22 protein-coding genes and 1 riboswitch are annotated in these 25,059 nt (G+C 53.5%); of the genes, 13 read left to right on the top strand and 9 right to left on the bottom strand.

The window, feature by feature from the left end; translation table 11 throughout:
- Positions 1–35 precede the first annotated feature (35 nt).
- The 4 genes from thiQ to sgrR all read right to left on the bottom strand — a co-directional run bounded on the left by thiQ (position 36) and on the right by sgrR (position 5,132).
- Positions 36–734, bottom strand: a complete 699-nt coding sequence (gene thiQ / locus WHR59_RS19785) for a thiamine ABC transporter ATP-binding protein ThiQ (RefSeq protein WP_338843391.1) — start codon at positions 732–734, stop codon at positions 36–38.
- Positions 718–2,328, bottom strand: a complete 1,611-nt coding sequence (thiP, locus tag WHR59_RS19780; RefSeq protein ID WP_075145211.1) for a thiamine/thiamine pyrophosphate ABC transporter permease ThiP — start codon at positions 2,326–2,328, stop codon at positions 718–720. Before thiP ends, thiQ begins: the two co-directional genes overlap by 17 nt.
- Positions 2,304–3,287 (bottom strand): thiamine ABC transporter substrate binding subunit, encoded by a 984-nt coding sequence (thiB, locus tag WHR59_RS19775; protein ID WP_047406235.1) that lies wholly within the window; start codon positions 3,285–3,287, stop codon positions 2,304–2,306. Before thiB ends, thiP begins: the two co-directional genes overlap by 25 nt.
- 31 nt (positions 3,288–3,318) lie before the next feature.
- Positions 3,319–3,443, bottom strand: a riboswitch (TPP riboswitch).
- A 33-nt stretch (positions 3,444–3,476) separates the two neighbouring features.
- A complete protein-coding gene (gene sgrR / locus WHR59_RS19770; RefSeq protein WP_087052185.1) occupies positions 3,477–5,132 on the bottom strand; it encodes an HTH-type transcriptional regulator SgrR in 1,656 nt (551 codons plus the stop codon).
- 99 nt (positions 5,133–5,231) lie between these two features.
- Here sgrR and sgrT point away from each other — a divergent pair, with 99 nt between their 5' ends.
- Together sgrT and WHR59_RS19760 are read left to right on the top strand one after the other, a co-directional pair.
- Positions 5,232–5,354: a glucose uptake inhibitor SgrT gene (gene sgrT / locus WHR59_RS19765; protein WP_043018414.1), complete on the top strand. Its 123-nt coding sequence runs from the start codon at positions 5,232–5,234 to the stop codon at positions 5,352–5,354.
- A gap of 115 nt (positions 5,355–5,469) precedes the next feature.
- Positions 5,470–6,648 (top strand): sugar efflux transporter, encoded by a 1,179-nt coding sequence (locus WHR59_RS19760; protein ID WP_043018415.1) that lies wholly within the window; start codon positions 5,470–5,472, stop codon positions 6,646–6,648.
- 91 nt (positions 6,649–6,739) lie between these two features.
- Here WHR59_RS19760 and leuD read toward each other — a convergent pair whose 3' ends face one another.
- The 5 genes from leuD to leuL form a co-directional block, all read right to left on the bottom strand.
- Complete coding sequence (gene leuD, locus WHR59_RS19755) at positions 6,740–7,345, bottom strand: 3-isopropylmalate dehydratase small subunit (RefSeq protein ID WP_043018416.1); 606 nt, start codon at positions 7,343–7,345, stop codon at positions 6,740–6,742.
- A gap of 10 nt (positions 7,346–7,355) precedes the next feature.
- Positions 7,356–8,756: a 3-isopropylmalate dehydratase large subunit gene (leuC, locus tag WHR59_RS19750; protein WP_080625727.1), complete on the bottom strand. Its 1,401-nt coding sequence runs from the start codon at positions 8,754–8,756 to the stop codon at positions 7,356–7,358.
- Between the two features lie 2 nt (positions 8,757–8,758).
- Positions 8,759–9,850, bottom strand: a complete 1,092-nt coding sequence (gene leuB, locus WHR59_RS19745) for a 3-isopropylmalate dehydrogenase (protein WP_016155686.1) — start codon at positions 9,848–9,850, stop codon at positions 8,759–8,761.
- Entirely contained in the window at positions 9,850–11,421 is a 1,572-nt protein-coding gene (gene leuA / locus WHR59_RS19740; protein ID WP_003829569.1) for a 2-isopropylmalate synthase, read from the bottom strand. Before leuA ends, leuB begins: the two co-directional genes overlap by 1 nt.
- A 90-nt stretch (positions 11,422–11,511) precedes the next feature.
- Positions 11,512–11,598, bottom strand: a complete 87-nt coding sequence (gene leuL, locus WHR59_RS24520) for a leu operon leader peptide (protein WP_100193950.1) — start codon at positions 11,596–11,598, stop codon at positions 11,512–11,514.
- 654 nt (positions 11,599–12,252) lie between these two features.
- Here leuL and leuO point away from each other — a divergent pair.
- The 11 genes from leuO to mraY all read left to right on the top strand — a co-directional run bounded on the left by leuO (position 12,253) and on the right by mraY (position 25,057).
- The gene (gene leuO, locus WHR59_RS19735) at positions 12,253–13,200 is read left to right on the top strand and encodes a transcriptional regulator LeuO (protein WP_043018419.1); all 948 of its coding nucleotides are present in this window, start codon (positions 12,253–12,255) and stop codon (positions 13,198–13,200) included.
- Positions 13,201–13,518: 318 nt separating this feature from the next.
- The gene (gene ilvI, locus WHR59_RS19730; RefSeq protein WP_072033399.1) at positions 13,519–15,243 is read left to right on the top strand and encodes an acetolactate synthase 3 large subunit; all 1,725 of its coding nucleotides are present in this window, start codon (positions 13,519–13,521) and stop codon (positions 15,241–15,243) included.
- Between the two features lie 2 nt (positions 15,244–15,245).
- The gene (gene ilvN, locus WHR59_RS19725) at positions 15,246–15,737 is read left to right on the top strand and encodes an acetolactate synthase small subunit (RefSeq protein WP_003829566.1); all 492 of its coding nucleotides are present in this window, start codon (positions 15,246–15,248) and stop codon (positions 15,735–15,737) included.
- Between the two features lie 252 nt (positions 15,738–15,989).
- A complete protein-coding gene (gene cra / locus WHR59_RS19720) occupies positions 15,990–16,994 on the top strand; it encodes a catabolite repressor/activator (RefSeq protein WP_016151689.1) in 1,005 nt (334 codons plus the stop codon).
- Positions 16,995–17,606: 612 nt separating this feature from the next.
- A complete protein-coding gene (mraZ, locus tag WHR59_RS19715; protein ID WP_005124560.1) occupies positions 17,607–18,065 on the top strand; it encodes a division/cell wall cluster transcriptional repressor MraZ in 459 nt (152 codons plus the stop codon).
- A 1-nt stretch (position 18,066) separates the two neighbouring features.
- On the top strand, positions 18,067–19,008 hold the full coding sequence (gene rsmH, locus WHR59_RS19710; protein ID WP_075145207.1) for a 16S rRNA (cytosine(1402)-N(4))-methyltransferase RsmH: 942 nt from the start codon (positions 18,067–18,069) through the stop codon (positions 19,006–19,008).
- The gene (ftsL, locus tag WHR59_RS19705; RefSeq protein ID WP_006686695.1) at positions 19,005–19,370 is read left to right on the top strand and encodes a cell division protein FtsL; all 366 of its coding nucleotides are present in this window, start codon (positions 19,005–19,007) and stop codon (positions 19,368–19,370) included. The genes rsmH and ftsL overlap by 4 nt, the downstream gene beginning before the upstream one ends.
- Positions 19,371–19,385: 15 nt before the next feature.
- The gene (ftsI, locus tag WHR59_RS19700; RefSeq protein ID WP_016151691.1) at positions 19,386–21,152 is read left to right on the top strand and encodes a peptidoglycan glycosyltransferase FtsI; all 1,767 of its coding nucleotides are present in this window, start codon (positions 19,386–19,388) and stop codon (positions 21,150–21,152) included.
- Positions 21,139–22,626: a UDP-N-acetylmuramoyl-L-alanyl-D-glutamate--2,6-diaminopimelate ligase gene (gene murE / locus WHR59_RS19695; protein ID WP_043018421.1), complete on the top strand. Its 1,488-nt coding sequence runs from the start codon at positions 21,139–21,141 to the stop codon at positions 22,624–22,626. The genes ftsI and murE overlap by 14 nt, the downstream gene beginning before the upstream one ends.
- A complete protein-coding gene (gene murF, locus WHR59_RS19690; protein ID WP_047406203.1) occupies positions 22,623–23,981 on the top strand; it encodes a UDP-N-acetylmuramoyl-tripeptide--D-alanyl-D-alanine ligase in 1,359 nt (452 codons plus the stop codon). The genes murE and murF overlap by 4 nt, the downstream gene beginning before the upstream one ends.
- A complete protein-coding gene (gene mraY, locus WHR59_RS19685) occupies positions 23,975–25,057 on the top strand; it encodes a phospho-N-acetylmuramoyl-pentapeptide-transferase (RefSeq protein ID WP_016151694.1) in 1,083 nt (360 codons plus the stop codon). Before murF ends, mraY begins: the two co-directional genes overlap by 7 nt.
- Positions 25,058–25,059: the final 2 nt, after the last annotated feature.

Raw genomic sequence — 25,059 nt, 5'->3', positions numbered from 1 at the left:
TGCCGGATGGCGGCTTCGCCTTATCCGGCAACGCACTATGCTTCAATGCCCAGCAGCGCCGAGGCGCTGACCTGACCGCGTAATAACTCATCCGTTTCGCCCTGCCAGGCGATGCGCCCGTCGGCGACCACAACCGATCGGGGCGCAATTCGCGCCGCATCTTCTACGCTGTGAGAAACCATCAGCAATGTAAGCTGTTTCTCGCGACAGACCTCGGCGACCAGCGTTAACATCTCCTGGCGCAGCGCAGGATCGAGCGCAGAGAACGGTTCATCGAGCAGCAAAATGGGTTGTTCTCGCACCAGGCAACGCGCCAACGCCACGCGTTGTCGCTGTCCGCCGGAAAGCTCACCGGGGAGGCGCTCCAGCAGAGAGTCGATCCCCATTTGCTGGGCGATGTGGCGCATTTTCTCCCGCTGAAGCGCGTTCAGCTTCAATCCCGGATTAAGGCCCAGGCCAATGTTTTGCTGCACGCTCAGGTGGCTGAACAGGTTATTTTCCTGAAACAGTATGGAAACGGGGCGGCGTGAGGGCGGCGTGGCGGTGTGATCTTCACCTTCAATCATCATCGTGCCGCTGGCTGGCGTGAGAAAGCCGGCAATCAGATTCAGCAACGTACTTTTCCCGGCACCGCTGGGCCCGAGTATTGCTACCTGCTCACCGCGCGAGACCGACAGCGTAAAGCGCATGGGCAAATGGTGATAAAGCCATGTGATATCAATCAGTTTTAACATTTCGACCCGGCAATTTTTCAATAACGGTAAACAGCGTAAAGCACAAGATCAGCAGTAATAATGCCGTAACCGCGCCATCCTGACTGCGATAAGAGCCAATCTGCTGATATAAATAAAACGGCAGGGTGCGGAAATCCTCATTACCAAATAACGCCACCACGCCAAAATCGCCAATCGACAGCACGCAGGCAAAAGCCATCGCCTGCGCTAGCGGACGCTTCAGGGCGCGCAGTTCAACCACTTTCAGGCGCGACCATCCCTCTATTCCCAACGACTGGCACAACATACTGTAGCGCGCAGTGACGTCACGCATTGGGTTTTCCAGCACTTTCAGCGCGTAAGGGATCGCCATCAGCGCATTGGTAAAAATGACAATGCCGTCGGCAGATTCGGGGAGCCCAATAGTATTATTGAGCAGCAGAAAGAAGCCGGTAGCTAGCACGATACCCGGCATGGCGAGGATCATCATGCCGCTCAGCTCCAGCATTTGACCTGCCAGCACCTGCTGTCGGGCACGTAGTTCACGGCTGCTCCATAACAGCATCATGGTGAGTACAATGCACAACGCTCCTGCCGCCAGCGCAATGCGCAGCGAGGTTCCCAGCGCCTGCCACAGTACAGGTTGCCTAAGAACATCCAGCATATGGCGGTTAAAGCCATCGACAATCACCGCCAGCAGCGGCGGCAACAACAGCAGCAGGGCCAGAATAATCAGCAGAGCGTCTGTCAGGCGGCTGTGCAAACGATCGTCGGGATCGCGCCAGCCCTGAACCAGCGTGGTGCCGGGAGCAATAGCGCGGCTCAGACGTTGGCTGAGCAGTACCAGCGCTAAACAACAAACCATCTGGATCAACGCCAGCATGGCTGCACGACCGGGATCGTAATCAAAGTTAAGCGCCTGATAAATCGCCAGCTCGATGGTGGTGGCCTGCGGCCCGCCGCCCAGCGACAAAACGGTGGCGAAGCTGGCGAAACAGAGCATAAAGATGAGCGCCGCAACGGGAAGGATCTGACGGCGTAGCCATGGCCATTCAACAAAGCGGAAGAAATGCCAGCCGCGCATACCCAACTGAGCGGCTAACTGTCGTTGTTCGCCGGGAATATTTTCCAGTGATTGCAACAGCAGACGACTGGCCATCGGCAGATTGAAAAAGACGTGCGCCAGCAGAATGCCCTGTAAACCGTATGGCGAAAAGGTCCATTCCAGCCCCAATGTATGCCAGAGCGAGGCCAGCCAGCCCTGACGACCATAGACGCTAAGAATACCGAAGACCGCCACCAGCACTGGCAGGATTAACGTCATCGCGCACAGGCGCAGCAGCGCCAGACGTCCAGGAAAACGACGACGATAGAGAGCTCTGGCCAGGAAAATCGCCGGGATGACCGACAGCACTGCGGATAAAAAAGCCTGCCAGAAAGAAAAGCGCACCACGTGCCACAGGTAGTCGTCCTGCCACAGCGAGAGCCATTCTCCCTGCGGGGCGTTAAACCACAGTGCCAGAAACGCGGCCAGGGCAACGGCCACCATCAGCGTGGCGGCGGTAAGCCCTGGAACCAGCCAGCCGGGAATTAACGGCTGACGGCGCGTTGCCATTCGCTAATCCATACCTGGCGTTGAGCTGCAACCTGCTGCGGCGTAAATTCCAGCGCGGTGGCTGGTTTATTCAGTTGCTCGAATCCTGGCGGCAGGGCGACCTGCGTTACCGGATACATCCAGTTGCCGGTCGGAATCGCATTCTGAAATGCCGGAGACACCATAAACTTCAGGAATTTCTCGGCCAGTTCCGGCTGCTTGCTGGCCGCGGTACGAGCGGCGACTTCCACCTGCAAATAATGGCCCTCGCTAAAGTCGGCTGCGGCGTAGTTGTCTTTTTTCTCGGCGATGATGTGATAGGCCGGAGAGGTGGTATAACTGAGCACCAGATCGCTTTCACCTTTCAGGAACAGGCCGTAGGCTTCGCTCCATCCCTTGGTGACGGTGACGGTTTTGGCTGCCAGTTTCTGCCACGCCTCTGGCGCTTTATCGCCATAGACTTTCTGCATCCATAGCAGCAGACCCAGACCAGGCGTGCTGGTGCGCGGATCCTGATAAATGACGCGCCATTTCTGGTCGCTTTCTACCAGTTCTTTCAGACTTTTGGGCGGATTCTTCAGCTTGTTCTTATCGTAAACGAAGGCGAAATAGCCGTAGTCAAACGGAACGAAGGTATCGTTTTTCCAGCCGCCGGGCACGTTAACGGCGTCACCTGGTACACCGCTTTTGGCGAACAATTTGGTTTGCGTTGCGGCTTCCAGAAGGTTGTTATCCAGACCCAGCACGACGTCGGCTTTGCTGTTTTTTCCTTCCATGCGCAGGCGGTTAAGCAGTGAGACGCCATCTTCCAGCGCGACCAGTTTCAGCTCGCAGTTGCAGTCAGCTTCAAAGGCTTTTTTGATTGTCGGGCCTGGGCCCCAGTCAGCTGCGAACGAGTCGTAGGTGTAGACGGTCAGTACAGGTTTAGCGAAGGCAGGCGCTGCGCACAGCAGTAAAAGCGGAAGACATTTTTTAAACACTTTGCACCTCAAGAGTTGGGTGGCAAAGGACTTGAGGAACTGACTCAAATCCCTTCGCCGGCATTATCCGGATCAGGTTCGACGGGTATCTCTCAGCCCATACGCAGATCGAATGATTTTGTGTATGTTTTTTATTTAGCACCCCGTTGAGAACGGCGTTAGTGTAATGATTTTGTTGCTCAGCAGCAATTAAGGATCCGGCGGTGCAAACCACGCCGATTTAAAATCAAACCAGCCTAGAGTATTCATGCGTAGCCCGCGCATACTGCGCTGGCCCTGAATGATCAGCCAGTGATGGATCAACGGCACAATGGCCTTTGTGGCGAGCAGTTGTTGGCACCATGCCGCCAGGCTCATTTCGCCCGTTCGCCAGCGGGCGGCATCGTTTTCCCAGTCCCGCGAGATACAGTTTTGCAGTAATGGGACTTCGCAGAGATGCGCGAACAACGAGAAGTCCAGCGGTAGGGTAAAGTTGGCGCTGTTGAGCCAGATATCGCTAACTATTTCACCCGCATGCCATTGATCGTAGTCGATCTCCTGAATATTCAACTGTACCTGATGTTCCGCCAGCAGCGTTTTCATGATCTGCGCGATAATCCGGTGTTCGATGTGATCGCGATAGTAAGTGAGAGTCAGCGTTTCCAGTCCGGCTGGTTTTTCACCATGGCCGGGTCTGGCATGGTGCCAGCGGGGAAGCAAACCGTAGGCGGGGAACCACAGTCGTTGGTACTGTTCGTCGGCGTGGCAGATTAAATGGGTTGGCGAGAGAACGCGGCTAGCCCACTCGCGGACCTCCTGATTAGCGCCACGGTGGGTGCGCGTATCAAACAGCAGGTAGTAGCAGCCTTCTTCGAGCCGGCTCTCGATCGCCTTTTCATCCTCCGTGGGGCCTTTTAGCGTCAACCCGCCGCCAGGCTCTTCGCCGATGTCGGGCAGCACCCAAACGTTAACTTCGTCGATCAGCGCCCGGTAGCCAAAGTAATCATCAAATGCGTGAATCTTCAGTTGGTTATTGGTATTGCGAATCACCGCATATGGGCCAGTGCCAATCGGGTGACTGGAGAAGTTATTTAACGTTTCCCATTCTCGCGGCAGGATCATGGCGGGGACTTGCCCCAATAACCAGGGAAGCCAGCGGTCAGGCTGGGACAGATGGATATCCAACGTCCAGGCCGTGGGCGAGACGATTTGCGTGATGTGTGAGTACAGCGGCAGAGCGTTAATGCGCATCAGCGAGGCGATGACATCTTCCATTTCCAGTTCGCGGCCATGATGGAAATGGATCCCCGGGCGCAGGAAAAATCGCCAGTGTAAAGGTGAAATCTGCTGCCAGTGATGGGCGATGTCCGCTTCCAGTTCCCCATTTTCCTCATTTACCCGTATTAGGGCGCTGAAGATTTGCCGGGCGATATGGGTTTCGGAGCGGCGCAATGCCGTACCCGGAAGCAGGTTGTGCATGGGACGATAATAGAGAACGCGCATGATGTGTCGACCCTGGCGAAAACTGCGGCCGAGGTGGGAAACCAGCATCTGCCGTACGGCCGTTTTGTCACCGACCAGTTGCACCAGTTGATCGATGCGATCCTGTTCCAGCAGGTCTTCTGCCCGCTGTTGCTGGAGCGCCAACCCGGTATAGAGGAATGTCAGGCGCGAGCGTTTACCTCGTCCAACTTCGGCTTCCCACGTTAACCAGCCACGTTCCTGCATGGTATTAAGCAGCGTACGCATATGGCGGCGCGAGCAGCTCAGAAGCTCCGCCAGCTCGTTAAGCGTTGTGTCTTGCGTTTTGCCGTCGCAGCATTGCCACAGACGGATGAACTGTTGTTGCAAACGACCAGAAGACATAAAAGGGGAACTCCTGCGGAAAACTCAGCAATTTTATAATCCCTATATTAAGCCAATAATAGATTCCGATGAAGCGATGAGACAACGAAGGGGTCATCTATGCGTCAGTTCTGGTTGGAGTACTTTACCGCGACGGAAAAATCGTCCTGGTTGGCTTGCCTGAGCGCACCGCAGCGCTTAAAGATGCTCGAAGAGCTGATGCAGTGGGAGGTGACAGCCTGACTCCTGAATTGGGAATTGCAGACATCATGTGTGACTGAGTATTGGTGTAAAATCACCCGCCAGCAGATTTTTTCTGCTGGCTTTTTTCGTTTCAGCTGCGCTTAAAAGGAAAGATATGCTCTGGATTATGACCATGGGACGGCGCCTCAACGGCGTTTACGCGGCATTTATGCTGGTCGCTTTTATGATGGGCGTGGCGGGGGCATTACAGGCCCCCACGCTGAGCCTGTTCCTGAGCCGTGAAGTCGGGGCGCAGCCATTTTGGGTCGGGCTGTTTTACACCGTCAATGCGATTGTCGGGATCGTTGTCAGCCTGGGTCTCGCGAAACGATCCGACAGCCAGGGCGATCGGCGCAAGCTGATCATGTTCTGTTGCCTGATGGCAATTGGCAACGCGCTGCTGTTTGCGTTTAATCGCCACTATCTTACGCTGATCACCTGCGGTGTGCTGCTGGCCTCGCTGGCGAATACCGCGATGCCGCAGCTGTTTGCGCTGGCGCGAGAATATGCTGATAACTCCGCGCGTGAAGTGGTGATGTTTAGCTCGGTGATGCGTGCGCAGCTTTCACTGGCATGGGTGATTGGACCGCCGCTGGCCTTCATGCTGGCGCTGAATTACGGCTTTACGGCGATGTTTTCCATTGCCGCAGGGATTTTTGCCATTAGCCTGGTGCTGATTGCGCTGATACTGCCGTCCGTCGCGCGGGTGGAGCAGCCTGTAGATGTGCCGCTCGAACACACTGGCGGTTGGCAGGACAAAAATGTGCGCATGCTGTTTATTGCCTCCACGCTGATGTGGACCTGCAATACCATGTACATCATCGATATGCCGCTGTGGATAAGCCTTGAGCTGGGCTTGCCGGACAAGCTGGCCGGGATCCTGATGGGAACGGCGGCTGGGCTGGAAATTCCGGCGATGATTCTGGCGGGCTATTACGTGAAGCGCTTTGGTAAACGGCGAATGATGATCGCGGCAGTTGCGGCGGGCGTGCTGTTTTATCTGGGTTTAATCTTCTTTCACAGCCGTACGGCGCTGCTGGTGCTGCAACTGTTTAACGCGGTATTTATCGGTATTATCGCCGGGATAGGCATGCTGTGGTTTCAGGATTTGATGCCCGGACGAGCGGGGTCAGCGACCACACTATTTACTAACAGTATTTCAACGGGAGTCATCCTGGCGGGAGTGATTCAGGGAGCTGTTGCGCAAAGCTACGGCCACTTTGCCGTCTATTGGGTGATTGCGGCAATTTCTGTCGTTACGTTGGTGATGACCGGGCGGGTGAAGGACGTCTAATCATGTTGCCGGATGCGCTGCGCTTATCCGGCCTACAGTTGGAGTGCGTTTGTAGGCCGGATAAGCGCAGCGCATCCGGCAGTCGCAATGACTAGCGCATAAACGCTGGCTGCTTGTCTTCATACTCGGTGATGGCCGCTTCATGCTGCAGCGTCAGCCCGATGCTGTCCAGACCATTCAGCATGCAGTGGCGGCGGAAGTCGTCGATTTTAAAGCTGTAGGACTTATCGCCTGCTTTCACCACCTGCGCCTGGAGATCCACTTCAAATTTAATCCCCGGGTTGGCTAATACCAGCGCGAACAATTCATCTACCTGCGCGTCGCTCAGGGTCACCGGCAACAGTTGGTTATTGAAACTGTTGCCGTAGAAGATGTCGGCGAAGCTTGGCGCGATCACCACTTTAAAGCCGTAATCGGTCAGCGCCCATGGCGCATGTTCGCGTGAAGAACCGCAGCCAAAGTTTTCCCGTGCCAGCAGAATTGAGGCGCCTTTATATTCCGGGAAGTTCAGCACAAACTCTGGATTAGGCTGTTGCCCCTTTTCGTCCAGGAAACGCCAGTCGTTAAACAGATGAGCGCCAAAGCCGGTGCGCGTAACCTTCTGCAAAAACTGTTTAGGAATAATTGCGTCGGTATCAACGTTGGCGGCATCCAGTGGGACAACCAGGCCGGTATGCTGGGTAAATTTCTCTGCCATGGTAGTTTCCTTATTTGATGCTGCGAATGTCGGCAAAATGACCGGTGACGGCGGCAGCGGCAGCCATGGCCGGACTGACTAAGTGCGTACGACCACCGCGGCCCTGACGACCTTCAAAGTTACGGTTGCTGGTGGATGCGCAACGCTCGCCAGGGTTCAGGCGGTCATTGTTCATGGCCAGGCACATGGAACAGCCAGGCAAACGCCATTCAAATCCTGCTTCGATGAAGATCTTGTCCAGACCTTCCGCTTCCGCCTGCGCTTTCACCGGACCAGAACCCGGCACTACCAGCGCCTGAACGCCAGGCGCGACTTTACGTCCTTTGGCGATTTCCGCCGCGGCACGTAAATCTTCAATACGCGAGTTGGTGCAGGAACCGATGAACACTTTATCGATAGCCACTTCAGTTAAAGGAATGCCCGGTTTCAGCCCCATATACGCCAGCGCTTTTTCAGCCGATGCGCGCTCAACGGGATCGGCAAATGAAGCCGGATCGGGAATATTATCGTTCACCGAGATGACCTGACCCGGGTTCGTACCCCAGGTGACCTGCGGCGCGATCTCTTCTGCCTGCAGAGTAACGACGGTATCAAACGTTGCGTTGTCGTCGGTTTTCAGCGTTTTCCAGTACTCTACCGCGTGGGCGAAATCCTCGCCTTTCGGTGCGTGTAAACGACCCTGCACATAGTTAAAGGTCGTTTCATCCGGTGCGACCAGACCCGCTTTGGCGCCCATTTCAATGGCCATGTTGCACAGGGTCATGCGGCCTTCCATGCTCAGCGCGCGGATGGCTTCGCCGCAAAACTCAACTACGTGTCCGGTACCGCCTGCGCTACCGGTTTTACCGATAATCGCCAGTACGATATCTTTAGCGGTAATGCCAGCCGCTGCTTGACCGTTGACTTCAATCTTCATGGTTTTGGCGCGCCCCTGTTTCAGGGTCTGCGTTGCCAGAACGTGTTCAACCTCAGAGGTGCCAATACCAAAGGCCAGTGCGCCAAATGCGCCGTGTGTGGCGGTGTGGGAATCGCCGCAGACAATGGTCATACCCGGCAACGTTACGCCTTGCTCAGGTCCCATCACGTGGACGATACCCTGATACGGGTGGTTCAGGTCGTACAGTTCGACGCCAAATTCATTGCAGTTTTTGATCAATTCCTGCATCTGAATACGCGCCATTTCGCCGGAGGCGTTAATGTCTTTGGTCTGCGTGGAGACGTTGTGGTCCATGGTGGCGAAGGTTTTACCGGGCTGGCGCACCTGACGTCCATGCGCGCGCAGGCCATCAAACGCCTGCGGAGAGGTCACTTCATGCACCAGATGCCTGTCGATATACAACAGCGGGGTTTCGTTTTGCGCTTCAAAGACAACGTGCGCATCAAACAATTTTTCGTATAACGTTTTAGCCATGATTACACCCCTTCTGCGACGTAACGGGCGATGATGTCACCCATTTCATCAGTACCGACTGCGGCAGCGCCACGGGCTAAGTCACCGGTGCGAATGCCTTCTTCTAATGCGCGATTGATGGCGCTCTCAATAGCGGTGGCCGCATCATTGGCATCCAGGCTGTAGCGCAACAGCAGCGCCAGCGACAGGATCTGGGCGATAGGGTTGGCAATGTTTTTCCCGGCGATATCCGGGGCGGAACCGCCTGCGGGTTCGTACAGACCAAAGCCCTGCTCATTCAGGCTGGCGGACGGTAACATACCCATTGATCCGGTGATCATGGCGCATTCGTCAGACAGGATGTCGCCAAACAGGTTTGAGCACAACAGCACGTCGAACTGGGACGGATCTTTAATCAACTGCATTGTCGCGTTGTCGATGTACATATGCGCCAGTTCAACGTCTGGATATTCATTCGCAATTTCATTGACGATTTGGCGCCACAGAATCGATGTTTGCAGTACGTTGGCTTTATCAATCGACGTGACTTTGCGGCGGCGCTGGCGAGCGGATTCAAATGCGATACGCGCAATACGCTCGATCTCAAAACGGTGATAAACCTCGGTATCAAATGCTTTTTCATGTTGACCGCTGCCTTCGCGGCCTTTTGGCTGACCGAAATAGATCCCGCCGGTCAGTTCGCGCACGCACAGGATGTCGAAACCGTTCGCGGCGATATCTGCCCGCAGAGGGCAAAATGCTTCCAGACCCTGGTACAGCTTAGCCGGGCGCAGGTTGCTGAATAATTTGAAATGCTTACGTAATGGCAGCAGCGCGCCGCGTTCAGGCTGCTGGTTTGGCGGCAGATTTTCCCATTTCGGGCCGCCAACGGAGCCAAACAGAATGGCGTCAGCTTGCTCACAGCCTTCAACCGTTGCAGGCGGCAGCGGCTGACCGTGGTTATCAATAGCGGCACCACCCACGTCGTAGTGGCTGGTGGTAATACGCATGTTAAAACGGTTGCGGATTGCGTCCAGTACCTTCAGGGCTTGCGCCATCACTTCCGGGCCAATACCGTCACCCGGCAAAACAGCAATATGATAATTCTTCGACATCACACGGTTTCCTTGTTGTTCTCGTTGTTCTGAGCTTTGCGTTGCAATTCTTTTTCGACTTCTTCGGCGCGCCAGATGTTATTCAGCACATGAACCATCGCTTTAGCAGAAGATTCGACGATATCCGTAGCCAGACCGACGCCGTGGAAACGACGACCGTTATAGTTGGCCACGATATCTACCTGACCCAGCGCATCTTTACCGTGCCCTTTGGCGGTCAGGCTGTATTTCACCAGTTCGATGTTGTATTCAGTCACACGGTTGATGGCCTGATAAATGGCATCGACCGGACCGTTACCGTTCGCCGCTTCGGCTTTGACTTCTTCACCGCAGGCCAGCTTGACGGAGGCGGTGGCAATGTCATTTGAGCCGGACTGTACGCTGAAGTAATCCAGACGGAAATGCTCCGGCTCTTCCTGCTGTTTATTAATAAAGGCCAGTGCTTCCAGGTCGTAATCAAATACCTGACCTTTTTTATCCGCCAGCTTCAGGAACGCGTCGTACAGGTTGTCAAGGCTGTATTCATTCTCTTTATATCCCATCTCGTCCATACGGTGTTTAACCGCGGCGCGTCCGGAACGGGAAGTCAGGTTCAGCTGCACCTGGTTCAGGCCGATGGATTCAGGCGTCATGATTTCGTAGTTTTCACGATTTTTCAGCACGCCGTCCTGATGGATGCCGGAGGAGTGGGCAAACGCCCCGCTACCGACAATGGCTTTGTTGGCCGGAATAGGCATGTTGCAGATTTGGCTGACTAACTGGCTGGTGCGCCAGATTTCCTGGTGATTAATACGAGTCTGTACGTTCAGGATATCTTTGCGCACTTTGATCGCCATGATCACTTCTTCCAGTGAGCAGTTACCGGCGCGTTCGCCGATGCCGTTCATCGCACCTTCCACCTGGCGAGCACCGGCGTGGACGGCTGCCAGCGCGTTGCCGACGCCCAGGCCTAAGTCATCATGGGTATGTACGGAGATGATGGCTTTATCGATATTCGGTACGCGTTCATACAGACCAGAAATGATTGCCCCAAATTCGAAAGGCATAGTGTAGCCAACGGTATCGGGGATATTAATGGTTTTGGCACCCGCATTAATCGCCGCTTCAACCACGCGGGCCAGGTCGGCGATAGGGGTTCGTCCAGCATCTTCGCATGAGAACTCCACGTCATCCGTATAATTACGCGCACGCTTAACCATGTAGACAGCGCGCTCGATCACTTCATCCAACGTGCTGCGTAATTTCGTCGCGATATGCATCGGCGAAGTGGCGATAAACGTATGAATGCGAAAAGCCTCGGCGACTTTCAAAGATTCTGCGGCAACGTCGATATCTTTTTCTACGCAGCGTGCTAAGGCACAAACGCGGCTGTTCTTAACCTGACGAGCGATGGTTTGTACGGACTCAAAGTCACCCGGTGAAGAGACCGGGAAACCGACTTCCATCACGTCAACGCCCATTCGTTCGAGGGCCAGCGCAATCTGCAGTTTTTCTTTCACACTCAGGCTCGCCTGTAACGCCTGTTCACCGTCGCGTAAGGTGGTATCGAAAATAATGACTTGCTGGCTCATGGTTTAGGTCCTTGGTCTTTAGGGCGCCTTGCTTCGAGCATAAAAAAACCCGCGCAACGGCGCGGGTTTTTTGTCTTAACTGGAGCTGACTTAATGCTGAATGTCGTCCACCAGTCTACCGCGCAACGAAGGTGCGTTTAGTAGTAGTAGACCGTTGAAACGAGCAATGTAAGTCATCAATCAAGCTCCAGGCGAATGCGATATGCTTTTAGTGGTACTGGATATGAAGACTGATGTCAACCCCATCCCTCGGGAAGGCTCTGATTAAGGGATGAAATTTCTGCAAAACTTAAGCGAATTGTGCTGAATTTTTCGGGGTATATAAAATTAATCCGCTGATGGCTGAACATACTTTTCACGGTTTGACATATTTGAGCATATTTATTTGCATTTATTGTAACGATGAATCGAAGAAAACTACTCTATTGAGATTTTATATCTTTATGATTTGCCTGTTCTTATAGCAACTCTGAATGTGTTAAGCCAGCCTGACGCCACATAATTGATAAATTAATGTTAACTTTTAATGTATTAATAATATAAACATTTAATTAAAACTTAAATACGTATTCACGGTGCGTATGATTGTGTATTCGTCGTGCTTATGGTTATATTGTTTTTGAAATTTAAACATATGAATCATCGTGCAGTGACCTCTGCCACACTGCGCTCGCATTGGTCTTTTGTTCATTTAGGTTTGTGCCTTTATGTTTTCCTAATTTTAATGTTTTTTCTTTTTCTCATTTTATATGCATGGTAAATCATATTAACGGAGATTATTTCTTCACTCCGTCTGGGAAAAGGGAGTTTAGAGTGACAGTGGAGTTAAATATGCCAGAAGTAAAAATAATAGATAAAACGAATCTTATAGAGATGGGTAAGCCACAGCTTCGTATGGTTGATCTCAATCTATTAACCGTTTTCGATGCGGTGATGCAGGAACAAAATATTACCCGTGCCGCGCATACGTTGGGGATGTCGCAACCCGCTGTCAGTAATGCGGTCGCGCGCCTGAAGGTCATGTTTAACGATGAGCTTTTTGTTCGATATGGACGCGGGATACAGCCTACAGCAAGAGCTTTTCAGTTGTTTGGCTCTGTTCGCCAGGCATTGCAATTAGTGCAGAATGAACTGCCTGGTTCCGGCTTTGAACCTGCCAGCAGTGAGCGTGTTTTCAATCTCTGTGTATGTAGCCCGTTGGATAATATTCTTACTTCATTGATTTATAATCGAGTTGAGCAAGTCGCACCGAATATTAATGTCGTTTTTAAATCTTCACTCAATCAAAATACTGAGCATCAATTACGTTATCAGGAAACTGAGTTTGTTATTAGCTATGAAGAGTTCCGTCGTCCAGAATTCTCCAGTATTCCATTATTCAATGACGAAATGGTGTTAGTGGCGAGTAAAAAGCATCCGCGTATTAGTGGCCCATTGCTGGAAAGCGATCTCTATAATGAACAGCATGCCGTGGTTTCCCTCGATCGCTTCGCATCATTCAGCCAGCCGTGGTATGACACACCGGATAAACAATCCTGCGTGGCTTATCAGGGAATGGCATTAATTAGCGTGCTTAATATTGTGTCGCAAACGCATCTGGTTTCTATTGCGCCGCGTTGGTTGGCAGAAGAGTTCGCCGATTCTTTAGAACTGCAAATATTGCCTTTACCTTTAAAATTGAATAGCCGCACATGTTATCTTTCATGGCATGAGGCTGCGGGTCGCGATAAAGGACATCAATGGATGGAAGAGCTGTTGGTCTCCGTCTGCAAGCAGTAGCAGTTGGCAGAATAAATCGGGGGATACATCTGGTTTATTCTGCTTTTTTCTTTATGTCTGAAATTTTATGCTGAACTCTACTTTTTATATATACCCTGACCTGTAAAAAAATAGAGTAATTGCTGTAAGTCTCCCTTTTTAAGCGATTATTTATCATATCAATTGCTTATGATGGTTTAATTCTCCATTTATTCGATTCTTTCCTCCGTTTTATTCTAATTTACTCCAGTGCCACCCCTTCGGAGTCAATTGCCATGCGTCATCGTCAGCGGTTAATGTGTTGTTAAACCGTAATTCATTATAAGAGTGAGGCAAGCCATGGAGATGTTGTCTGGAGCCGAGATGGTCGTCCGATCGCTCATCGATCAGGGTGTGAAGCAGGTATTCGGTTATCCCGGGGGGGCCGTCCTCGATATTTATGATGCGCTACATACGGTCGGCGGTGTTGATCATGTGCTGGTCCGTCATGAACAGGCCGCGGTACATATGGCTGATGGCCTGGCGCGCGCCACGGGGGAAGTCGGCGTTGTTTTGGTCACTTCCGGACCGGGTGCAACCAATGCAATCACCGGGATTGCAACGGCATATATGGATTCCATTCCACTGGTGATCCTCTCCGGACAGGTTGCCACCTCCCTGATTGGCTACGATGCCTTTCAGGAGTGCGACATGGTGGGCATATCCCGCCCGGTGGTAAAACACAGCTTCCTGGTTAAACAAACGGAAGACATCCCGCAGGTGCTGAAAAAAGCCTTCTGGCTGGCGGCAAGCGGTCGTCCGGGACCGGTGGTAGTGGATTTGCCGAAAGATATTCTGAATCCGGCGAAAAAACTGCCTTACAGCTGGCCGGAGTCTGTAAGTATGCGTTCATATAATCCGACAACGACCGGACATAAAGGTCAGATAAAACGTGCTCTGCAAACGCTGGTAGCGGCGAAGAAACCGGTGGTCTATGTGGGCGGTGGCGCGGTGAATGCCGCCTGCCACCAACAGCTGGGGCAGATTGCCGAAGCACTGAATCTGCCGGTTGTTTCCTCGCTGATGGGGTTAGGCGCGTTTCCGGCCACGCATCGCCAGGCGCTGGGTATGTTGGGCATGCACGGTACTTACGAAGCCAATATGACCATGCATCATTCCGATGTGATCTTTGCCGTCGGCGTTCGCTTCGACGATCGAACGACCAATAACCTGGCCAAATATTGCCCGAATGCGACCGTACTGCATATCGACATCGATCCGACCTCCATTTCAAAAACCGTCACGGCGGATATTCCGATTGTGGGCGATGCTCGCCTGGTGCTGGATCAGATGCTTGAGTTGCTGGAGCAGGAAAAATCACAGCAGCCGCTGGATGATAACCGTGACTGGTGGCAACAGATTGAACAATGGCGCGCCCGTCAGTGCCTGAAATACGACACGCAAAGCGAAAGTATTAAACCACAGGCGGTAATAGAAACCATCTGGCGTCTGACGAAAGGGGAGGCATATGTGACCTCTGATGTTGGTCAGCATCAGATGTTTGCCGCACTTTACTATCCGTTCGATAAACCACGCCGCTGGATTAACTCAGGCGGCCTCGGCACCATGGGATTCGGTTTACCCGCGGCGTTGGGGGTGAAAATGGCGCTGCCCGATGAAACGGTGGTGTGCGTGACCGGAGATGGCAGCATTCAGATGAACATCCAGGAGCTGTCGACGGCGCTGCAATATGAACTGCCGGTGCTGGTGCTCAACCTTAACAACCGCTATCTCGGCATGGTCAAACAATGGCAGGACATGATCTACTCCGGGCGCCACTCCCAGTCTTACATGCAGTCGCTGCCCGATTTTGTACGCCTTGCCGAGGCTTATGGGCATATTGGTATCCAGATTAATCATCCAGATGAACTGGAGAGCAAGCTGGGCGAAGCGCTGGAACATGTGCGTAACCATCGTCTGGTGTTTGTCGATGTCACCGTCGATGGCAGTGAGCATGTCTACCCGATGCAGATTCGTGGGGGCGGGATGGATGAAATGTGGTTAAGCAAAACGGAGAGGACCTGATTATGCGCCGGATATTATCAGTATTGCTGGAAAACGAGTCGGGTGCATTGTCGCGTGTGATTGGCCTCTTCGCCCAGCGTGGATACAACATTGAAAGCCTGACCGTCGCGCCGACTGACGATCCGACCTTATCGCGGATGACGATTCAGACGGTTGGGGATGAGAAAGTCCTGGAGCAGATCGAAAAGCAGCTTCACAAGCTGGTGGATGTTCTGCGCGTCAGCGAACTGGGGCAGGGCGCGCACGTTGAACGAGAAATCATGCTGGTGAAAATCCAGGCCAGCGGTTATGGCCGGGAAGAGGTGAAACGTAACACGGAGATTTTCCGCGGGCAAATCATCGACGTTACGCCGTCGATCTACACCGTACAACTGGCGGGTACCAGCGATAAGCTGGATGCGTTTCTGGCAACCCTGCGTGAAGTCGCCAAAATTGTGGAGGTTGCCCGTTCCGGCGTGGTGGGACTTTCTCGCGGCGATAAAATTATGCGCTAACGTGCAGGGATAACGTAGGCCTGATGAGGCGCGCTAGCGTCGGCATCAGGCAATAATACCTTGCCGGATAGTGCTAATGCTTATCCGGCCTGGGCGAGAAGCATTGGCTATCGGTTGCTTTTTTTTGCGAAATCAGCAGTAACCAGAGACAAAAGCGGTTGCCGCAGTCATTATTCTGCGCTTAGATGTTAAGAAGTTTAACCCATGCCATCTAAAAGGTTATGGTTTGTACATTTTACGCAAGGGGCAATTGTGAAACTGGATGAAATCGCTCGGTTGGCCGGCGTTTCGCGAACGACTGCAAGCTACGTTATTAACGGCAAAGCAAAGCAATATCGCGTAAGCGACAAAACGGTCGAAAAAGTCATGGCGGTGGTGCGAGAGCATAATTACCACCCGAACGCCGTGGCGGCCGGGCTACGTGCTGGACGCACACGTTCTATTGGGCTTGTGATCCCGGATCTCGAGAACACGAGCTATACCCGGATCGCAAACTATCTGGAGCGCCAGGCGCGTCAGCGCGGGTATCAACTGTTGATTGCCTGCTCTGAAGATCAGCCGGATAACGAAATGCGTTGTATTGAGCATCTTTTACAACGCCAGGTTGATGCCATTATTGTGTCGACCTCCTTGCCGCCTGAACACCCGTTCTATCAGCGCTGGGCGAACAGTTCATTCCCGATTGTGGCGCTGGACCGCGCGCTGGATCGCGAACATTTCACCAGCGTGGTGGGCGCAGACCAGGATGATGCCCAAATGCTGGCGGAGGAGTTACGTAAATTCCCTGCTGAAACCGTGCTCTATCTGGGGGCGCTCCCTGAATTATCCGTCAGTTTCTTGCGCGAACAGGGTTTCCGTACCGCATGGAAAGACGATCCGCGTGAAGTACATTTCCTCTATGCCAACAGCTATGAACGTGAAGCGGCCGCGCAGTTGTTTGATAAATGGCTGGAAACGCATCCAATGCCTCAGGCGCTGTTTACCACGTCGTTTGCTCTGCTGCAGGGAGTGATGGATGTGACCCTGCGTCGCGACGGGCAGTTACCGTCTGATTTGGCGATTGCGACGTTTGGCGACCACGAACTGCTCGACTTCCTGCAGTGCCCGGTACTGGCGGTAGCGCAGCGTCATCGCGATGTTGCTGAGCGCGTGCTGGAGATTGTGCTGGCAAGCCTGGATGAGCCGCGAAAACCAAAACCAGGATTAACGCGTATACGGCGTAATCTGTACCGTCGCGGTATACTTAGCCGTAACTAAGAGCCTCAATTGATGATGTCGGCGGGATAAGCCTCTGACGTCATCAATTATTCCATTCTCAGAAATAACCGCATTATAATTAAGAATATTCTTTAGAATTATCTGAAATTGATTCTTAAATTATGCCGAATTAAAAATGCAACTCTCCATTTTGGGGTTATTGAGAAGTAACGACGCGTTACGGTTGTATTATTTTGTTACATGCTTGTAGGGATTTGCCGAATTAACAAACACTTTGCTGCTGCGTTGTGGCAATCTCACCTTCACCTCGCTCCTGTGCGGCGTACAGACTGATTAACTGGTACTGTTATCTCGCTGCATATTGTCCTAAAATGCCGCTCGCGTCGCAAACTGACACTTTATATTTTCTTTTGATGATATTCAGTTGTTTTAAACAATCATGAGTTGTTGGATTTTTTTCTTACAAATATTCATGACGTTAATTTGCTTCGTTTGCTGTACGGAATTTGTTCAACGCTGATATTAGCCGTAAACAATGTGTTTTTTGCTCCGCTAAGCGCCGTGACTTGCTTGACAAGGTTTTCCTCCGCTCCGTAAACTCCTTTAAGTGGGAATTTGTGGGATAAAGTGGTAATCGGGGGTGAGGCTGGCATGTTCCGGGGAGCAACGTTAGTTAATCTCGACAGTAAAGGGCGCTTATCCGTGCCTACCCGTTATCGGGATCAACTGCTCGAGAGCGCTACCGGTCAAATGGTTTGCACCATTGACATCCATCACCCGTGCCTGCTGCTGTACCCCCTGCCTGAATGGGAAATCATCGAACAGAAGTTATCGCGTCTGTCGAGCATGAATCCAGTTGAGCGTCGCGTACAGCGCCTGTTGTTGGGTCATGCCAGCGAATGTCAGATGGATAGCGCTGGTCGCTTATTGATAGCGCCCATTCTGCGGCAACACGCAGGGTTAACGAAAGAAGTGATGCTGGTTGGGCAGTTCAATAAGTTTGAGCTGTGGGATGAAACGACCTGGTATCAACAGGTCAAGGAAGATATCGACGCTGAGCAGTCTGTTACCGGCGCGCTGTCGGAACGATTGCAGGATTTGTCTCTATAAAATGATGGAAAATTATAAACATACAACGGTGTTGCTGGATGAAGCCGTAAACGGCCTGAATATTCGTCCAGACGGCATCTACATTGACGGGACATTTGGTCGCGGTGGTCACTCACGTCTGATCCTCTCCCAGCTTGGCGAAGAGGGACGTTTACTGGCCATCGATCGCGATCCGCAGGCTATTGCCGTTGCACAGACGATTACCGATCCCCGTTTTTCCATCGTCCATGGACCTTTTTCTGCGCTGGGTGACTATGTCGCCGAGCGCGGACTGACCGGTAAGATCGACGGGATTCTTCTCGATCTTGGGGTTTCTTCTCCGCAGCTTGACGACGCTGAGCGCGGATTCTCATTTATGCGTGACGGTCCGTTAGATATGCGAATGGACCCGACACGCGGTCAGTCAGCGGCCGAATGGCTGCAAACCGCCGATGAAGCAGACATTGCCTGGGTGATCAAAACCTTTGGCGAAGAGCGCTTCGGCAAACGCATTGCTCGCGCCATCGTGGAGCGCAACCGCATCGAACCAATGACCCGCACTAAAGAGCTGGCAGAGGTGATTGCGGCGGCAATGCCGGTGAAAGACAAATTCAAACATCCCGCGACCCGTACCTTCCAGGCGGTGCGCATTTGGGTGAACAGTGAACTGGAGGAGATAGAGCAGGCGCTAAAAAGCTCGCTCAGCGTGCTGGCACCAGGTGGTCGCCTTTCGATAATCAGTTTCCATTCGCTTGAAGATCGCATTGTGAAACGCTTTATGCGCGAACAAAGCCGTGGTCCTCAGGTTCCGGCTGGAATACCGATGACCGAAGCGCAGATCAAAAAACTGGGCGGCCGTGAGTTAAGAGCACTAGGCAAGATGATGCCGGGTGAAGAAGAGGTAGCTGAAAATCCTCGTGCCCGTAGTTCAGTTCTGCGTATTGCAGAGAGGACGAACGCATGATCAGCAGAGTGACAGAAGCCCTCAGCAAAGTTAAAGGATCGATAGGAAGCAACGAGCGCCATGCCTTGCCTGGCGTGATCGGTGACGATCTTTTGCGGTATGGGAAGCTGCCACTCTGCCTGTTCATTTGCATTATTTTGACGGCGGTTACCGTCGTGACAACAGCACACCATACGCGGTTACTGACCGCGCAGCGTGAGCAGCTGGTTCTGGAGCGAGATGCGCTGGATATCGAATGGCGTAACTTGATCCTTGAGGAGAACGCGCTCGGCGACCATAGCCGTGTTGAACGGATCGCAACGGAAAAGCTGCAAATGCAGCATGTTGATCCCTCACAAGAAAATATCGTAGTACAAAAATAAGGATAAACGCGACGCATGAAAGCAGCGGCAAAAACGCACAAACCAAAACGCCAGGAAGAACAAGCCAACTTTATCAGTTGGCGTTTTGCGTTACTGTGCGGCTGTATTTTGCTGGCACTGGGTTTTCTGCTCGGGCGCGTTGCCTGGCTGCAAATCATCGCGCCGGACATGTTGGTGCGTCAGGGCGACATGCGTTCTCTGCGCGTCCAGGAAGTGTCTACGTCACGCGGGATGATTACCGACCGCTCAGGTCGTCCGCTGGCGGTGAGCGTTCCGGTGAAGGCGATTTGGGCCGACCCGAAAGAGGTGCATGATGCAGGCGGCGTGAGCGTTGGTGAACGCTGGCGGGCGTTGTCGACTGCCCTGAACCTCCCGCTCGATCAACTGGCTTCCCGCATTAACGCCAACCCGAAAGGGCGCTTTATCTATCTGGCGCGTCAGGTAAACCCTGACATGGCTGACTACATCAAGAAACTGAAGCTGCCAGGTATTCATCTGCGCGAAGAATCCCGCCGCTACTATCCTTCCGGAGAAGTGACCGCTCACCTCATCGGCTTTACTAACGTCGACAGTCAGGGGATTGAAGGCGTTGAGAAGAGCTTCGACAAGTGGCTCACCGGGCAACCGGGCGAACGTATTGTACGTAAAGACCGTTATGGCCGCGTCATTGAGGATATTTCCTCTACCGACAGTCAGGCGGCGCATAACCTTGCGCTAAGCATTGATGAGCGTTTACAGGCGCTGGTTTACCGTGAACTGAATAACGCGGTGGCGTTTAACAAGGCGGAGTCAGGCAGTGCGGTACTGGTGGATGTGAACACCGGTGAAGTGCTGGCAATGGCCAACAGTCCGTCTTACAACCCGAATAATCTCACCGGTACGCCGAAAGATGCGATGCGTAACCGTACCATTACCGACGTGTTTGAGCCGGGTTCTACCGTCAAACCGATGGTGGTGATGACGGCGCTGCAGCGTGGCGTGGTACGTGAAAATACCGTACTTAACACCATCCCTTATCGAATTAATGGTCACGAAATCAAAGACGTGGCGCGTTATAGCGAATTGACCCTCACCGGGGTTTTGCAGAAGTCGAGTAACGTCGGTGTTTCCAAGCTGGCGTTAGCGATGCCGTCCTCAGCGTTAGTAGACACTTACTCACGTTTTGGGCTGGGAAAAGCGACCAATTTGGGGTTGGTCGGAGAACGCAGTGGCTTATATCCTCAAAAACAACGGTGGTCTGACATAGAGAGGGCCACCTTCTCTTTCGGCTACGGGCTAATGGTAACGCCGTTACAGTTAGCGCGAGTCTATGCAACGATCGGCAGCTATGGCGTATATCGTCCGCTGTCGATCACCAAAGTTGACCCTCCGGTTCCTGGCGAGCGTATCTTCCCGGAATCAACCGTGCGTACCGTGGTGCACATGATGGAAAGCGTGGCGCTGCCCGGCGGCGGCGGCGTGAAGGCGGCGATTAAAGGCTATCGTATCGCCATTAAAACCGGTACGGCGAAAAAAGTAGGCCCGGATGGCCGCTACATCAACAAATACATTGCTTATACCGCAGGCGTTGCGCCTGCGAGTCAGCCGCGCTTCGCGCTGGTTGTTGTTATCAACGATCCGCAGGCGGGTAAATACTACGGTGGCGCCGTTTCCGCGCCGGTCTTTGGTGCCATCATGGGCGGCGTACTGCGCACCATGAACATCGAGCCGGATGCGCTGACAACGGGCGATAAAAATGAATTTGTGAATAATCAAGGCGAGGCAACAGGTGGCAGATCGTAATTTGCGCGACCTTCTTGCTCCATGGGTGCCGGGTGCACCGGAGCGAGCACTGCGGGAGATGACGCTTGACAGCCGTGTGGCTGCATCGGGCGATCTCTTTGTCGCAGTATTGGGTCATCAGGCGGACGGGCGTCGGTATATCCCGCAGGCGATAGCGCAAGGTGTGGCTGCCATTATTGCAGAAGCAAAAGATGAAGCTACTGACGGTGAAATCCGTGAAATGCACGGCGTGCCGGTTATCTATCTCAGCCAGCTTAACGAACGTTTATCTGCACTGGCAGGCCGTTTTTACCACGAGCCTTCTGAAAAAATGCGTCTGGTCGGCGTGACCGGGACCAACGGTAAAACCACCACCACCCAATTGCTGGCGCAGTGGAGCCAACTGCTTGGCGAAACCAGCGCGGTAATGGGAACAGTAGGCAATGGCCTGCTGGGCAAAGTGATCCCGACGGAAAATACTACCGGCTCAGCCGTTGATGTCCAGCATGTGCTGGCGGGGCTGGTTGCGCAGGGCGCAACGGTTGGCGCGATGGAAGTGTCTTCACACGGTCTGGTTCAGCATCGCGTGGCGGCGCTGAAGTTTGCCGCATCAGTATTTACTAACTTAAGCCGTGATCATCTTGACTACCACGGCGATATGGAACATTACGAAGCCGCGAAATGGCTGCTGTATTCCACGCACCAATGCGGTCAGGCCATCGTCAACGCGGATGATGAAGTCGGTCGTCGCTGGCTGGCCAAACTCCCGGATGCGGTTGCCGTTTCGATGGAAGACCACATCAATCCGAACTGTCACGGTCGTTGGTTAAAAGCGGTTGACGTGAATTATCACGACAGCGGGGCAACGATTCGTTTTACCTCCTCATGGGGTGACGGCGAAATTGAAAGCCACCTGATGGGCGCGTTTAACGTCAGCAATCTGCTGTTGGCGCTGGCGACGCTGCTGGCGCTGGGATATCCGTTAGCTGATTTACTGAAAACGGCGACACAATTGCAGCCGGTTTGCGGGCGTATGGAAGTGTTCAGCGCGCCGGGTAAAACCACCGTTGTGGTTGATTATGCCCATACGCCAGATGCGCTGGAAAAAGCGCTGCAGGCGGCACGTCTGCACTGTGCTGGCAAACTGTGGTGCGTCTTTGGTTGCGGCGGCGATCGCGACAAAGGCAAACGCCCGTTGATGGGCGCGATTGCTGAAGAGTTTGCTGATGTTGTCGTGGTGACCGATGACAACCCACGTACTGAAGAGCCGCGCGCCATTATTAACGACATTCTGGCGGGGATGCTGGATGCCGGACAGGCGAAGGTAATGGAAGGTCGCGCAGAAGCGGTGACAAACGCCATTATGCAGGCGAAAGAAAATGACGTGGTGCTGGTGGCCGGTAAAGGTCATGAAGACTACCAGATCGTTGGTTCACAGCGCCTCGACTATTCTGACCGCGTCACGGCAGCGCGTCTGCTGGGGGTAATCGCATGATTAGCGTAACGCTCAGCCAACTGGCGGAGATCCTCCGTGGCGAATTAAAAGGGGCCGATCTGACCCTTGATGCGGTGACAACCGATACGCGTAAAGTGACGCCGGGCTGCCTGTTTGTGGCGCTGAAAGGCGAACGCTTTGACGCCCACGATTTTGCCGACAAAGCGCAAGAGAGCGGGGCGGGTGCGCTGCTGGTCAGCCGTCCGTTGGACACCGATCTGCCGCAGCTGATTGTTAAAGATACGCGTCTGGCGTTTGGTGAACTGGCCGCGTGGGTTCGCGCCCAGGTTCCGGCGCGCGTTGTTGCGCTGACCGGCTCTTCCGGGAAAACATCCGTCAAAGAGATGACGGCGTCCATTCTGAGTCAATGCGGCAACACCCTATATACCGCGGGCAACCTGAACAACGACATCGGCGTACCGATGACGCTGCTGCGCTTAAACAACGATTACGACTATGCCGTAATTGAACTCGGCGCCAATCATCAGGGTGAAATCGCCTGGACCGTTGGTCTGACACGTCCGGAAGCGGCGCTGGTGAACAACCTGGCCGCCGCGCATCTGGAAGGCTTCGGCTCTCTGGCCGGTGTTGCAAAGGCAAAAGGTGAGATTTTTACCGGCCTGTCAGCGAACGGTATCGCCATTATGAATGCCGACAACAACGACTGGCTGAACTGGCAAAGCATCATCGGCGATCGCAAAGTCTGGCGCTTCTCGCCGAATGCGGCTAACAGCGACTTTTCGGCGGATAACGTTCATGTGACCTCACACGGCACAGAGTTTTCGCTGCAAACGCCAACCGGAAGCATTGATGTTCTGCTGCCGCTGCCGGGTCGTCACAACATTGCTAACGCCCTTGCGGCGGCTGCGCTCTCTATGGCGGTAGGCGCGACGCCAGAGGCGATCAAAGCGGGCCTGAAGGATCTGCAAGCGGTGCCGGGGCGTCTGTTCCCGGTTCAACTGGCAGAAAATCAGCTGCTGCTGGACGACTCCTACAACGCTAACGTCGGCTCAATGACCGCAGCGGTACAGGTGCTGTCCGAAATGCCCGGCTACCGCGTGCTGGTGGTTGGCGATATGGCAGAGCTTGGCGCTGAAAGCGAAGCCTGCCACGTACAGGTAGGTGAGGCTGCAAAGGCTGCAGGTATCGACCGGGTGCTGAGTACAGGGAAACTGAGTCAGGCAATTAGCCACGCCAGCGGCGTTGGTGAGCATTTTGCGGATAAAACCGCGCTGACCGCGCATCTTAAGGCGCTGATTGCAGAACATCAGATCATGACGATTTTAGTGAAGGGTTCACGTAGTGCCGCCATGGAAGAGGTAGTACGCGCATTACAGGAGAATGGAACATGTTAGTTTGGCTGGCCGAACATTTGGTCAAATATTATTCCGGCTTTAACGTCTTTTCCTATCTGACGTTTCGCGCCATCGTCAGCCTGCTGACCGCGCTGTTCATCTCTTTGTGGATGGGCCCGCGCATGATCGCCCGCTTGCAAAAAATGTCCTTTGGACAGGTCGTACGTAACGACGGTCCGGAATCACACTTCAGTAAACGCGGTACGCCGACCATGGGCGGGATTATGATCCTCACCGCGATTGTTATCTCCGTACTGCTGTGGGCATACCCGTCGAATCCATACGTATGGTGTGTGCTGGTGGTATTGGTCGGTTACGGCATTATCGGTTTTGTCGATGACTACCGTAAAGTGGTACGCAAAGACACCAAAGGCCTGATCGCGCGCTGGAAATACTTCTGGATGTCGGTGATTGCGCTGGGCGTGGCTTTTGCGCTGTATCTGGCCGGTAAAGATACCCCCGCCACCGAGCTGGTGGTGCCATTCTTTAAAGACGTGATGCCGCAACTGGGACTGTTCTACGTCCTGCTGGCGTACTTTGTGATTGTGGGGACTGGTAACGCGGTTAACCTCACCGACGGCCTTGATGGTCTGGCGATTATGCCGACCGTGTTTGTGGCCGCGGGTTTTGCGCTGGTGGCCTGGGCGACCGGCAACATGAACTTCGCCAACTATCTGCACATTCCTTATTTACGTCATGCCGGCGAACTGGTGATCGTCTGTACGGCGATTGTCGGCGCGGGCTTAGGCTTCCTGTGGTTTAACACCTATCCGGCGCAGGTCTTTATGGGCGACGTCGGATCGCTGGCGCTGGGCGGCGCGCTGGGCATTATTGCCGTGCTGCTGCGTCAGGAGTTCCTGCTGGTGATCATGGGCGGCGTATTTGTCGTAGAAACCCTGTCGGTCATTCTGCAGGTTGGCTCCTTTAAGCTGCGCGGACAGCGCATCTTCCGTATGGCGCCGATTCACCATCACTATGAACTGAAAGGCTGGCCGGAACCGCGCGTAATTGTGCGCTTCTGGATTATTTCGCTGATGCTGGTGCTGATTGGCCTGGCAACGCTGAAGGTACGTTAATC

Origin of the sequence: Citrobacter europaeus (assembly GCF_037482245.1) — a bacterium.
Lineage (GTDB): Bacteria > Pseudomonadota > Gammaproteobacteria > Enterobacterales > Enterobacteriaceae > Citrobacter > Citrobacter europaeus.
This window is presented reverse-complemented; position numbering and strand designations above follow the sequence as displayed.

What these genes read in the sequence shown, in the direction of transcription:
- thiQ (WP_338843391.1), bottom strand. Translation starts at nt 734, where the DNA reads ATGTTAAAACTGATTGATATCACATGGCTTTATCACCATTTGCCCATG.
- thiP (WP_075145211.1), bottom strand. Translation starts at nt 2,328, where the DNA reads ATGGCAACGCGCCGTCAGCCGTTAATTCCCGGCTGGCTGGTTCCAGGG.
- sgrR (WP_087052185.1), bottom strand. Translation starts at nt 5,132, where the DNA reads ATGTCTTCTGGTCGTTTGCAACAACAGTTCATCCGTCTGTGGCAATGC.
- sgrT (WP_043018414.1), top strand. Translation starts at nt 5,232, where the DNA reads ATGCGTCAGTTCTGGTTGGAGTACTTTACCGCGACGGAAAAATCGTCC.
- WHR59_RS19760 (WP_043018415.1), top strand. Translation starts at nt 5,470, where the DNA reads ATGCTCTGGATTATGACCATGGGACGGCGCCTCAACGGCGTTTACGCG.
- leuD (WP_043018416.1), bottom strand. Translation starts at nt 7,345, where the DNA reads ATGGCAGAGAAATTTACCCAGCATACCGGCCTGGTTGTCCCACTGGAT.
- leuC (WP_080625727.1), bottom strand. Translation starts at nt 8,756, where the DNA reads ATGGCTAAAACGTTATACGAAAAATTGTTTGATGCGCACGTTGTCTTT.
- leuB (WP_016155686.1), bottom strand. Translation starts at nt 9,850, where the DNA reads ATGTCGAAGAATTATCATATTGCTGTTTTGCCGGGTGACGGTATTGGC.
- leuA (WP_003829569.1), bottom strand. Translation starts at nt 11,421, where the DNA reads ATGAGCCAGCAAGTCATTATTTTCGATACCACCTTACGCGACGGTGAA.
- leuL (WP_100193950.1), bottom strand. Translation starts at nt 11,598, where the DNA reads ATGACTTACATTGCTCGTTTCAACGGTCTACTACTACTAAACGCACCT.
- leuO (WP_043018419.1), top strand. Translation starts at nt 12,253, where the DNA reads ATGCCAGAAGTAAAAATAATAGATAAAACGAATCTTATAGAGATGGGT.
- ilvI (WP_072033399.1), top strand. Translation starts at nt 13,519, where the DNA reads ATGGAGATGTTGTCTGGAGCCGAGATGGTCGTCCGATCGCTCATCGAT.
- ilvN (WP_003829566.1), top strand. Translation starts at nt 15,246, where the DNA reads ATGCGCCGGATATTATCAGTATTGCTGGAAAACGAGTCGGGTGCATTG.
- mraZ (WP_005124560.1), top strand. Translation starts at nt 17,607, where the DNA reads ATGTTCCGGGGAGCAACGTTAGTTAATCTCGACAGTAAAGGGCGCTTA.
- rsmH (WP_075145207.1), top strand. Translation starts at nt 18,067, where the DNA reads ATGATGGAAAATTATAAACATACAACGGTGTTGCTGGATGAAGCCGTA.
- ftsL (WP_006686695.1), top strand. Translation starts at nt 19,005, where the DNA reads ATGATCAGCAGAGTGACAGAAGCCCTCAGCAAAGTTAAAGGATCGATA.
- ftsI (WP_016151691.1), top strand. Translation starts at nt 19,386, where the DNA reads ATGAAAGCAGCGGCAAAAACGCACAAACCAAAACGCCAGGAAGAACAA.
- murF (WP_047406203.1), top strand. Translation starts at nt 22,623, where the DNA reads ATGATTAGCGTAACGCTCAGCCAACTGGCGGAGATCCTCCGTGGCGAA.
- mraY (WP_016151694.1), top strand. Translation starts at nt 23,975, where the DNA reads ATGTTAGTTTGGCTGGCCGAACATTTGGTCAAATATTATTCCGGCTTT.